The organism is Enterococcus innesii (genome assembly GCF_022846515.1).
Classification (GTDB): domain Bacteria; phylum Bacillota; class Bacilli; order Lactobacillales; family Enterococcaceae; genus Enterococcus_D; species Enterococcus_D innesii.
In genome coordinates, this window is the sequence record NZ_AP025635.1 from 2703262 (window position 1) to 2715250 (window position 11989).

The following is an 11989-nucleotide window of genomic DNA, read 5'->3' on the forward strand; positions in this document are numbered from 1 at the left end:
GGTGCCTATTGGTATCATCCTTTTTTAATCTTTAGCGATTGTCATTGAATTTGCTAAAAAAACATGGTTAAATGAAAAAGCTGAAACAGAACGAAGGAAGGAGCTTTTGCGTGAAAAAAATTCTGCGCTTTTTCATGTGGGTGGCGATTGTCCTGATCGGACTCTTAGCTGCCGTTTTTCTGGCTTTTCAACTCTCCCCACGACCGGGGGCTTTTTTGATCGGTCATCTGTTTAACCAAGAAGTGACCATCAAGGATGAGGCAGCTTATCAAAAAAGTTTGCCGAATGTGACGGTCAAACAGGACTTGACGTATCAATCGGATTATCAACGCAGTACCTTTGATTTATATTATCCCAAAGAGGCACAAGGCCCTGTTCCAGTCATTTTTTGGGTCCATGGGGGCGGCTATGTCGGGGGAGACAAAGAAGGCGTCAAAGAGTTTGCGACCTATGTCGTCGATGAAACCAAAGCCGCTGTGATTTCGATTAATTATGAATGGGCACCAAGTCTGCATTATCCGGGACAGGTCAAACAGTTAGCCCAAGCGGTTGACTCGATCAAAGCAGATGCCCAAGCATACTCCATGCTTGATTTCGATCAACTCTTCTTCGGTGGAGATTCTGCAGGTGCCCAAATTGCCGGGCAATATGTGGCGCTGCAAACCAATCCAGCGTATGCGAAGGAAATGTCCTTTGATCAAGACATTCCTGCATCGGCCCTGAAAGGGTTTATTTCCTATTGCGGCCCCCTTGATTTGAAGCAGATCGTTGGAACTTCTTCGGATGATCGTTTTATGAAATTCTTTGTTAAAACGGTGGCTTGGTCGTTATTAGGCAAAAAAGAATGGCAAGATAGTCCCCAACTGCAGGAGATCTCACTGGTGGATAAATTGACGGCTGATTTTCCACCAACGTATATTACTGATGGCAACGCCTATTCCTTTGAAGACCAAGGCATTGCCTTTGCCAACCAGCTGCAAGCTCTTGATATTCCCGTGACAAGTCGTTTTTACAAAGGGAATTCGGAAACAGTGACCCACGAATACCAATTTGATTATAGCTTGCCGCAAGCACAGGCCTGTTTGACAGAAACGTTGACCTTTATCAAAGACCAGCTGGCTCACTAAAAAACACCTTGTTTCTCACTCTCTATTGGCGAGAAACAAGGTGTTTATTTGTAAGCAAATCAATCAAGTCCGATGAAGTAGTCATCGTCTTTCATCGCTTCTACGGAACCGAGCAGATACCCGTTCCCAACTTGTGAGAAGAAGTCGTGATTGCTGGTACCAGTTGAAATACCGTTCATGACGATTGGATTGACATCGTTGGCGGTGTCTGGGAAAAGTGGGTCTTGTCCTAGATTCATCAAAGCCTTATTGGCATTGTAACGCAAGAAGGTTTTGACTTCCTCGGTCCAGCCGATCTCATCGTATAATTCTTCGGTATAACGCTCTTCGTTTTCATACAACTCATACAACAAGTCGTACATCCAGTCTTTCAGCTTTTGCTGTTCGTCTTCTGGTAATTCGTTGAAACCTAATTGGAATTTGTAGCCAATATACGTGCCATGAACGGATTCGTCACGAATGATCAATTTGATGATCTCCGCTACGTTCGCTAGTTTGTTATTGCCTAAGTAGTAAAGGGGTGTATAGAAACCTGAGTAGAATAAGAAGGTCTCTAGAAACACACTGGCGATTTTTTTCTCTAACGGTGTCCCATTTTTGTAGATCTCATTGATTCGTTCGGCTTTCTTTTGCAAATATGGATTGGTGTTGGTCCATTCAAAAATATCAGCGATCTCCGCTTTTGTATTCAAGGTGCTGAAAATCGATGAATAACTTTTTGCATGGACAGATTCCATAAATTGGATGTTGTTCAAGACCGCTTCTTCATGTGGGGTGCGGACATCTTTACGCAGTTGATCCATACCGCTTTCTGATTGAACGGTATCTAATAAGGTCAAACCGCCAAAGACGTAGCCTACCGTCGTTTTTTCTAATGGTGATAGCGTCCGCCAATCATCAAGGTCATTTGATAAAGGGATCCGCGTATCTAACCAGAATTGCTCTGTTAATTTTTCCCAAGTGGATTTATCGATGATATCTTCGATCTCATTCCAGTTGATTGCTTCATAGTAAGTCTTACCCATAGTCGGTTCCTCCAATAATCGTATCAAGACAACAGCCGACCCGCTGTCAAGAAAGAGCAGGGGCAGGCGGTTAGTTCGTTTTCAGGCAAAAGTTGGATTAGATGACACAGCTTTCACATTGGTTGCTGCCGATCTCTTCTGCATCATCTGTAAAGGTCCGTACATAGTAGATCGATTTGATGCCTTTGTGGAAAGCGTAGTGACGCAAGATGTTCAAATCACGGGTGGTTTGTTTTGTCGTTTCTTTCCATTCGTAAAGACCTTCTGGAATATCTGAACGCATAAACAAGGTCATACTCATCCCTTGATCGACGTGTTTTTGAGCAGTTGCGTAAACATCGATCACTTTGCGCATATCCATATCGTAGGCTGATTTGTAGTAGCCGATCGTCTCATTGCTCAAGTAAGGTGCTGGATAGTAAATCTTGCCGATTTTCTTTTCTTGGCGTTCTTCGATCATCCGAGTGATTGGGTGGATGCTGGCACTCGTATCATTGATATAAGAGATCGAACCATTTGGTGCAACGGCTAGGCGGTTTTGGTGATACAAGCCGGTTTCTTTGACGGTTTGTGCCAAGGCTGCCCAATCTTCACCAGTTGGTAAAAAGACGCCTTCAAACAATGCTTTGACTTTTTCCGATTTTGGTTGGTAGTCACCTTGGATATAATCGGTGAAGTAGCTGCCATCTGCATAAGCTGATTTTTCAAAGTTATGGAAAACTTCGCCTTTTTCTTTGGCGATGGCATTGCTTTCAACCAATGTCCAATAGTTCAACAACATGAAATAAAGATCAGTAAATTCAAGAGATTCTGGTGAACCATATTCCATTTGATTTTTTGCAAAATAGGTATGCAAGCCCATTGCGCCTAAACCGATCGTGTGGTTCAAGGCATTCCCATTTTGGATCGATGGTACCACGTCAATGTCAGACGCATCAGTAACGAAGGTCAAGGCACGAGTCATTGCTCGAACAGATTTCCCAAAGTCAGGGCTGTCCATCAAGTTCACGATATTGGTGGAACCTAAGTTACAGCTGATATCTGTTCCTAAAACCTCGTATTCTTGTTTGCCGTTGATCTCAGATGGTGCTTGGACTTGAAGGATCTCGGAACAAAGATTACTCATGATGATCTTGCCATCAATTGGGTTGCTGCGATTTGCGGTATCGATATTGATGATATAAGGATAACCAGACTCTTGCTGCAATTTAGAAATTTCATTTTCTAAATCACGGGCTCTGATTTTAGTCTTGCGAATCCGTGGATTCATAACTAAGTTGTCGTATTCCTTGGTGATATCGACATAAGAGAAGGGTACGCCATATTCTTTTTCGACACTGTAGGGACTAAAGAGATACATTTCTTCATTTTTACGCGTCAATTCGTAAAATTTGTCAGGTACGATCACGCCTAATGATAAGGTTTTGACACGGATTTTTTCATCCGCATTTTCTTTTTTCGCTGATAAAAAGCTGATGATGTCTGGGTGGAAGACGTTCAAGTAGACCACGCCAGCCCCTTGCCGTTGACCCAATTGGTTTGAATAGCTGAAGCTATCTTCAAACAATTTCATTACAGGCATCACACCACTTGCTGCACCTTCGTAGCCTTTGATAGGCGCGCCGGCTTCCCGCAAGTTTGATAATGTGATCCCGACACCGCCGCCGATCCGTGAAAGTTGCAGCGCGGAGTTGATCCCACGACCGATCGCGTTCATGTCATCAGTGATTTGGATCAAGAAACAAGAAACCAATTCACCGCGACGTTTGCGTCCTGCATTCAAGAAAGAAGGAGTTGCTGGTTGGTAACGTTGGTAGATCATTTCATCTGCCAAGCTCATGGCTAACTCTTCATTGCCATCCGCAAAGTAAAGGGCGTTGAAAGCGACCCGATCTTCGTAACGTTCTAGATACGCGGTACCATCATTGGTTTTTAGTGCGTATTGTGAATAAAACTTGTAAGCAGCCATAAATGATTTGAAAGTAAAGTGTTGCTCGTCTAAGAATTGATACAAGTCCTCAATAAAAGCAGGACGGTACTTTTTGATAAATTCTTCTTCTAAATAATCATTTTCAATCAAATAATTGATTTTGTCCATTGCAGTCGCAAAGGTTAAGGTGTTTGGTTCAACGTTTTCTTTAAAGAATGCCGCTAGGGCTTCTTTGTCTTTATTTAATGGAATTTGACCATCTACTGGACGGTTGATCTCATTATTCAATTTGAAATAACTGACATCTTTGATTTCTTTCAAGCTCATAAATGGCTAACCTCTTTTCTTGTTTTGTTCGTATAAAAAAGGACTTGCGGTCTGGACGACTGACAAATCCCTCAAAAGCATCACATTGAGAAAAATCTTAGCTCGCTAATTGACGTAGTTGATCTGGACGGAAACCGATGATCGTTTGCGCATCAGAGGTAATGACTGGCACACTTTGGAATCCTTGTTCTTTCAAAAATTCTAATGCTTCAGGCTCATTATCGATATTGATTTCTTCAAAGGCAATCTGATTTTCACTTAAAAAGCGTTTCGCCATTTTACATTGCATGCAGTTGTTTTTAGAAAATAGTTTGATATTCATAATTGTTTCCTCCGAGTTGTAATAGTTATAAACCTAGTATAAATAAGTCTCGGAGAAAGTCAACGAAAAAACACTATATCTTGTGCTTGTGAATTCGACATACACAATTTATAGTGTTTCTGTGTTTTTTATGCAAATGAAAAAAGCGGAAAATACGTAGAATTACAAGGTTTTTGCGTAATTATTAGAGGGGATATGCAATCAAAATGAGTAAAAAAAATCTCCATTGTGAAGGAAGATTCAAAGTTAAGTCGAAAACAGATTGACTTCCTGTGGAAATGGCTCTATTATAATGATAATCATTCTCAATTAAAGTGGGTTAATTAAAACAACACTTCACAAAAGGAGTAAGAACCAATGAAAATGGCGCAAACTCGGGCTTCTGGGACATACAAAATCGACTCGTTCGCAACAACCAAAGAAATCACGGTTCATTTAAACGATCTTGGCATTCGCACGGGCGTTGAAATCGTTGTGATACAAAAAGATCGCAAAGGCGGCATCATTTTGCACCAGGGAACGCGGATTGCTTTAGATGCAAGGGTCATGGAACAAATCGATGTCACAGAGATCCAGCAGCAAACCGTCATTACCTCTTTGGATCAGCTACAAGTCGGTGAAAGCGGGAAGGTCAATCAGATTGGTGCAAAAGGTGCTTTGCGCCGTCGTTTGATGGATATGGGTCTTACGAAAAACGTTCATTTGGAAGTAGTGAAACTGGCTCCATTGGGTGATCCAATGGAGATTCGGCTCCGCGGCTATGAATTGTCTTTGAGAAAGCAAGAAGCAGCGTTGGTTTTTGTCGAAAAAGGAGTCGAAACGTTATGACCTATCACTTTGCATTAGCAGGAAATCCCAATAGCGGGAAAACAAGTACTTTCAATCAATTGACTGGTGCCAAACAAACAGTGGGCAATTGGCCGGGTGTCACCGTAGAACGTAAAGCGGGGAGACTGCGAAAAGACCGGCACGTGTTGATCCAAGATCTGCCCGGGATCTATTCCTTGTCGCCTTATACGCCGGAAGAACTGATTTCCCGCGATTATTTGATGGAGGCATCGCTGGATGCGGTAATCAATATTATTGACGGAACTAATCTTGAGCGAAATCTGTATTTAACCTTGCAATTATTAGAAATGAATGTTCCCACCGTGGCAGCCATCAACATGATCGATCTATTAAAGAAAAAAGGCTTGCAGATCAACTTCGAAAAATTGGCTTACGGATTAGGGATTCCGGTAGTGGGGATCAGTGCTTTGAAACAACGTGGTTTAGCCAAAATGATCGAGGCAGCGAAGCACGCAGTCAACACACAACAGCTCCCTCCCCGCTACGATGATCGTTTAGAAGCTGGCTTGACCGAGATTATGGCGATTTTGCCAGAGACGATCCCTCAGCAGCAAAAACGCTGGTTTGCCCTAAAACTCTTTGAAAAAGATGAAGCGATTCAAGCAATGTGTAAACTGACTGATTCCCAGCAAGCAGTCCTTCAGGAGACGATTTCGATTTTAGAGATGATCTTTAAAGACAGCAGTGACGCCATTCTCGTTAATGAGCGCTATGGCTTCATTGAAGAATTGTTGGCGCTGGCAGTCATCAAGGAAACAGATCAGCACTTAGCCTTCAGCGACAAAATCGACCGCGTGTTGACCCATCGCGTATTGGCGCTACCAATTTTTGCCTTCATTATGTGGGGAATCTACTATTTATCGATTCAGACGATTGGCACGATCGGCACCGATTGGGTCAATGATGTATTATTTGGCAGCTGGATACCCGAAACAGCAGCGCACTGGCTAGAACAGCTGCGGGTCGCCCAGTGGCTGCAAGAATTGATTTTGGATGGCATCGTGGCAGGGGTCGGTGCGGTCTTAGGCTTTTTGCCGCAGATTTTCGTGTTGTTTTTTTGCTTGGCTATCTTGGAGGATTGTGGATACATGGCACGGGTGGCATTTGTCATGGACCGGTTGTTTCGCAAATTTGGTCTATCCGGCAAGTCGTTTATCCCTATGTTGATTGCCACAGGCTGCGGCGTGCCGGGGGTGATGGCAAGCCGAACGATTGAAAACGAAAAGGATCGTCGGTTGACGGTTATGGTCACGACCTTCATGCCTTGTTCTGCCAAATTGCCGATCATCGCATTGATCTCCGGAGCCTTTTTCCCTCATTATAGTTGGGTCGCACCATCGGCCTATTTTGTCGGCATGGGTGCTGTGATTTTTTCAGGGATCGTCTTGAAAAAAACGCCGCTTTTTGCAGGTGATCTGGCACCATTCATTATGGAACTGCCAGCGTATCATTTGCCGCAGCTCACAACGATTTTGAAAAGTGCCTGTGATCGAGCCGTTGCTTTTGTAAAAAAAGCCGGTACGATAATTTTTGTAGCTTGTATCTTTGTCTGGTTTACCTCCAGCTACAACTTTGCCTTGCAGCGGGTCAGTGAAGACCAAAGCATTTTGGCCTTTTTCGGTCGACTTTTGGCGCCGCTTTTTGCTCCCCTAGGCTGGGGAACCTGGCGAGGCGCCGTGGCGACGATCACTGGCTTGGTGGCCAAAGAAAATGTGATCGGCACATTCGGGATTCTCTACGGACAAACCGGTGAGTTGTCAGAAAGTGGTACGGAGATTTGGCAAGTGTTGCGCGGCGATTACACTGCTGTGGCGGCATACTCTTTCCTCGTCTTTAATTTACTATGTGCCCCCTGTTTTGCTGCTATCGGTGCGATCCATCGTGAAATGGGGGACAGCAAGTGGACATGGTTAGCCATTGGCTATCAATGTGGCTTGGCGTACTGCGCCAGTTTGTTGGTCTACCAATTCGGACACGTCATCTTTGAAGGCGGACACCTCACGCTAGGTGTTTTCGCGGCAATAGTCGTTACTGGTCTATTGGTATTTGCTCTGGTGAAGAAACCATTCCGAGGGAGTGCGCCCTTGATCCAAGTCGTAGGAGGCGAAAAATGATTGCTACAGTAATTCTAAGCGGACTGATCTTTGGCTATGGTGGCCGTGTGGTTTACCGTATGGTGAAAAAGGATCATTGTTCTGATTGCCACAGCAGTTGTCCTGTGAAGCATGAGGAAGCAAAGTAGAAAATAGCAGTTGCAAGTAAAAATTCGTGTGAAAATACCTACGGCTAGAAATACAATTAAAACGGTAGATCTATAGCCATGAATAGAGTGTTTGCCTTAAGAAGTTCTTAGTTTATTTAAGAGCTTCTTTTTTTGTGGATGCAAGCAAAAGATCTGTCCATTTTTGGTTCACTTTTTCCTTGATAGAATAAGTTTTGTGAACTGCTCAAGAAGGTTATCGAGAAAAACTGGAGGCAAATAAAAAAAATAGCCAGTATACCTGGTCTTTTTGAGAAGAGCAGTTCACTTAATCTGGGAGCGTGTACAAACATGTGGTCTAAAATCGTCTATTCAGGCCGAAACTTTTCACTTATAGTGTGTGTATAGGAATTATCTCGAGAAATTCTTTACTAAGACCTAAAGAAATTTTTTTAGAAAGGAAATTGTCGTTTGCAAACTACATTATTAACAAAAGAAAACATTTTACTTCAGCAAGAGAGTACCAGCTGGCAAGAAGCAATCAAAAAAGCTGCCCAGCCGTTATTGAGGAATGGCAACGTTACAAAACAGTATGTCGAAGCGATGATTCAATCCGTCTTAGATGCCGGGCCGTATATCGTGCTTATGCCTGGATTTGCTTTGGCGCATGCCCGATCAGAAGATGGGGTTTGTCGCTTAGGACTAAGTGCGATGACATTAAATACCCCCATCTCATTTGGTTCGCCCAATGATCCAGTGAAAGTCATTTTCTGTTTGGCAGCGATAGACCCGACCAGTCATTTGGAGCTGATGGGTGAGTTAGCAGAAGTTTTAGCAAGGGACAGTATCATTGATCGTTTAGCAAATGTGGAGACACCAGAAGCATTTATACAACTATTAGAAGAAACGAGGAGTTAAGATGGGATTCTTTCAAAAAAAGAAAAATGATGCATCGATCCAATCAGATGCAAAACCTAAGGCGAGTAATGGCAAGAAATTTTTGATAGCGGTTGCATGTCGTGCGGGGATGGGAAGTTCAACGCTGCTTCACATAAAAGTAAAATCAGTGATTGAAGAAAACGGCTATCCCATTGAAACGATTCATGGAAATCTAGACGTTCTCATTGGTTTTACCGGCGATGCCTTTATGAGTATGGCAGATATCGCAGCGGAACCTGATTTTCAAAACAAACCTTATGAAGTCATAGGCATTCAAAATATTATGAGTAAAGAAGAGATCCAAGGAAAACTAGAAACATTTCTTGAAACGATGCAAACAAAATAAATTGATGGAGCGAGGAATAAATTGAATGGCAATTTTAGTAATGAACCAATTCAGAAATACTGCTGTGTTGCTAATGATTTTGGCTTTGATCGGGTTACTTGCACAAAGAAAGCCTGCGAAGGAGACTCTGAGCGGTGTCCTCAAAGTGGGCATTGGGTTTATGATTTTTAATATTGGTGGAGGTCATGTAGGAACGATTGCTGCAAATTTCGCCACGTTGTTTCAGACCGCATTTGGTGTTCAAGGGACGGTTCTAGCAGTAGAGCCTGCTACAGCGTTAGCTATGGATGTATATGGTTTTGAAATATCAATGATTATGGGGCTAGGGTTCATATTCGGATTAGTTATTGCGAAATTGACGCCTTTAAAATCAATTTTCTTAACCGGTCAGCATTATCTTTTCTTTGCTGCTGTCATTGGGTTGATTTTTATTTCGAATGGTATGCCCACTTGGGTAACAGTTATCTTTGGTTCTTTGGTGCTAGGTTTTGCAGGAGCAGGGTTGCCCAAATTGGCTCAGAAATATACAGATGAGCTGACAGGTAATGCAGGGGTTGCACTAGGTCACTTTAACTTGATTTTTTACTGGTTCTCAGGTGTCATCGGCAGTGTCATTGGCGGGAAAAATTGGCAAGCAAAGAAAGAGAAAGCAGCCAATCGCGAGCTTCCTGATTTCTTCTCCGTATTCCGAGATTTTGTCTTCTCTGTTGCATTTTTCATGATTATTCTTTTCTACATTGCAACGATCGCAGCAGTTTTAAGTGGTCATATGGATGTCGTTCAAGAAATGGCTGGCAACGACTTATGGTTCTTGTATCCGTTGATTCAAGGGTTGCAATTTGCGGCGGGGATGTCTGTACTGATTTATGGTGTGCGTCAATTTATTGCTGAATTAACAGCTGCCTTCGTAGCGATCTCTGAAAAATATATCCCAGGATCAATGCCGGCAGTAGATGTTCCTGTGTTTTTCCAATATGCGCCAACCATGGTTCCTGTCGGTTTTATTACCTCGTTTATAGGTGGGTTAACAGCGACGTTTGCCATGGCTGCTATGGGTTCTCCCGTTGTGCTTTTGCCAGCAGCTGGGATCGCTTTTTTCTCGGGTGGAACCATGGGTGTCTTTGGTTCAATAAGAGGCGGGTTGAAAGGGGCGATCATCGCATCCTTCTTAGGCGGTATTTTGCTGACTGCATTGCCTTTGGTACTTTTCCCAGCTTTTTCTGAATTAGGCATCACAGACGCTGGATTTCCTCAAATCGACTACAATATTATCGGAATTTTACTAGACAAAATCTTAAAACTATTTAGTTAAACAGTATGATTAGCAAGGAGAAGGATGAATACCATTTCTCCTTGCTATAAGAAAGGAAAATCTGTATTGAATGAAAAAAACGTTTTGTTTGCATATAGTACGAATTTAAAAGCCCAAAGCGATGCTCAATTTTATCGGCTTGAAGACGAAGAAGTCTATCAACAGATGATGAAGGCCAAAGAACTTATTCTCCATGCAGAAAAAAATCATAAGCGCGTTCATGTAACCGGCGTGGGAAAATGTTCCTATGTAGCAGGCTATGCAGCTTCACTTTTCTCATCTGTCGGTACACCCGCCTATTTTTTAGACACAACCGAAACCGTGCACGGATCGGCAGGACAAGTCGTGGCTGGCGATGTAGTGATTGCGATAAGTAATAGTGGGAATACCAAAGAATTAGAATATGCGCTTGCTACCTTAAAAGCTAATGGCGCTGTAATTTTAGCGGTAACAGGAAATGAAGATTCTTCCCTAGCTTCCTGTGCTGAAGTCACATTGTCTTCTTATGTTTTCCAAGAAGGGGACTCATTGAATAAACCACCACGTTCCTCTGTGATTGCCCAAATGATCCAGCTGCAGATTCTGTCGGTGTTGCTGCAAGAAGCAAAAGAAATCAATTTAGAAGATTACCTTAAATGGCATCCAGGGGGAAGCTTAGGAGCAACGACAAAAAAGGAGCTTACACAATGAAAATCAGAGGAATTATACCAGCAATGGTCACACCATTAAATGAGAACGGCATCAATGAAGAGGGCACCAGAAAGCTTGTAAGGCATTTGATTGCTGGTGGTGTCCACGGGTTGTTTATTTTAGGAACCAATGGCGAATTTCATACCTTAAGCAAAGAAGAGAAAATCCAGTTTGCCAAAATCGTTGTCGATGAAGTATCGGGCAGAGTACCAGTATTTGCAGGTGCCGGAGACATCGCAACGAATAAAGTGATTGAATTAGTAAATGAGTTTACAAAAATCGGCGTTGATGCAGCTTCCATCATAACGCCATATCTTTTGAAGTATACCGATGAGGAGCTGATTCATCATTACCGTGTGATTGCTGAGCAAACGACATTACCAATCATTTTGTACAATATTCCGCCAAATACTAGAAATTTCATCAATCGTCATGTTTTCTCGGAATTACTCAAAATTGACTCGATTATTGGGATAAAAGATTCAAGCGGTGATCTAGAAAACTTCAAGGGCTATCTTGAATTAAATCATCGAGAGGATTTCTCTTTGCTGATGGGAAGCGACTCTAAGATTTTAGAAGCGCTACAGTTAGGAGCAGATGGCTCTGTGGCTTCAACCGCAAATGTTGTGACGAAAACAGATGTGGCGATCTATGAACAATTTGTAGCTGGAAACATAGAACAAGCGCGGCAAGCACAAGCAAGTATTGATGATTTTAGAGAGGCCTGCAAATGCTCAACGATTCCGTCTGGGCTGAAATACTGTTTGCGGGCAATCGGACAGGATGTTGGGTTACCGAAACTGCCTGTTCTAGATCTTACTAAAGAAGAAAAGCAACAGGTGGATCAAGTGCTTCAAAAATATGTACAAGCGGAAGGATTTACATTGAAAGTAGAACAGTAGGCTGCAGAAATGGGGGAATA

12 protein-coding genes are annotated in these 11989 nt (G+C 42.8%); 9 read left to right on the forward strand and 3 right to left on the reverse strand.

Annotated elements, in window-relative coordinates; all coding sequences use genetic code 11:
* Positions 1-71 precede the first annotated feature (71 nt).
* Positions 72-1127, forward strand: coding sequence for an alpha/beta hydrolase (locus ENLAB_RS12620; RefSeq protein WP_244351379.1), 1056 nt, complete (start codon positions 72-74; stop codon positions 1125-1127).
* A 59-nt stretch (positions 1128-1186) separates the two neighbouring features.
* Here ENLAB_RS12620 and nrdF read toward each other — a convergent pair whose 3' ends face one another.
* The 3 genes from nrdF to nrdH all read right to left on the reverse strand — a co-directional run bounded on the left by nrdF (position 1187) and on the right by nrdH (position 4731).
* Complete coding sequence (gene nrdF / locus ENLAB_RS12625) at positions 1187-2152, reverse strand: class 1b ribonucleoside-diphosphate reductase subunit beta (RefSeq protein WP_005225180.1); 966 nt, start codon at positions 2150-2152, stop codon at positions 1187-1189.
* Positions 2153-2249: 97 nt separating this feature from the next.
* The gene (nrdE, locus tag ENLAB_RS12630; RefSeq protein ID WP_008377092.1) at positions 2250-4409 is read right to left on the reverse strand and encodes a class 1b ribonucleoside-diphosphate reductase subunit alpha; all 2160 of its coding nucleotides are present in this window, start codon (positions 4407-4409) and stop codon (positions 2250-2252) included.
* 97 nt (positions 4410-4506) lie between these two features.
* A complete protein-coding gene (gene nrdH, locus ENLAB_RS12635; RefSeq protein WP_005225182.1) occupies positions 4507-4731 on the reverse strand; it encodes a glutaredoxin-like protein NrdH in 225 nt (74 codons plus the stop codon).
* A 357-nt stretch (positions 4732-5088) separates the two neighbouring features.
* Between nrdH and ENLAB_RS12640 the strand changes: the two genes are divergently transcribed.
* From ENLAB_RS12640 to dapA, 8 genes are all read left to right on the forward strand, one after another.
* The gene (locus ENLAB_RS12640; RefSeq protein WP_142962983.1) at positions 5089-5559 is read left to right on the forward strand and encodes a FeoA family protein; all 471 of its coding nucleotides are present in this window, start codon (positions 5089-5091) and stop codon (positions 5557-5559) included.
* Positions 5556-7694, forward strand: a complete 2139-nt coding sequence (gene feoB / locus ENLAB_RS12645; RefSeq protein ID WP_244351382.1) for a ferrous iron transport protein B — start codon at positions 5556-5558, stop codon at positions 7692-7694. Before ENLAB_RS12640 ends, feoB begins: the two co-directional genes overlap by 4 nt.
* A complete protein-coding gene (locus ENLAB_RS12650; protein ID WP_005237465.1) occupies positions 7691-7822 on the forward strand; it encodes a hypothetical protein in 132 nt (43 codons plus the stop codon). Before feoB ends, ENLAB_RS12650 begins: the two co-directional genes overlap by 4 nt.
* A 429-nt stretch (positions 7823-8251) precedes the next feature.
* Positions 8252-8698, forward strand: coding sequence for a PTS sugar transporter subunit IIA (locus ENLAB_RS12655; RefSeq protein WP_016620574.1), 447 nt, complete (start codon positions 8252-8254; stop codon positions 8696-8698).
* Between the two features lies 1 nt (position 8699).
* Entirely contained in the window at positions 8700-9065 is a 366-nt protein-coding gene (locus ENLAB_RS12660) for a PTS sugar transporter subunit IIB (protein WP_005237463.1), read from the forward strand.
* Positions 9066-9090: 25 nt separating this feature from the next.
* Positions 9091-10377 carry a PTS ascorbate transporter subunit IIC gene (locus tag ENLAB_RS12665; RefSeq protein WP_016610457.1) on the forward strand — a complete coding sequence of 429 codons (1287 nt, stop codon included), beginning with the start codon at positions 9091-9093 and terminating at the stop codon, positions 10375-10377.
* A 24-nt stretch (positions 10378-10401) separates the two neighbouring features.
* Positions 10402-11067 carry an SIS domain-containing protein gene (locus ENLAB_RS12670; protein WP_369522118.1) on the forward strand — a complete coding sequence of 222 codons (666 nt, stop codon included), beginning with the start codon at positions 10402-10404 and terminating at the stop codon, positions 11065-11067.
* Complete coding sequence (gene dapA / locus ENLAB_RS12675) at positions 11064-11969, forward strand: 4-hydroxy-tetrahydrodipicolinate synthase (RefSeq protein ID WP_244351387.1); 906 nt, start codon at positions 11064-11066, stop codon at positions 11967-11969. The genes ENLAB_RS12670 and dapA overlap by 4 nt, the downstream gene beginning before the upstream one ends.
* Positions 11970-11989: the final 20 nt, after the last annotated feature.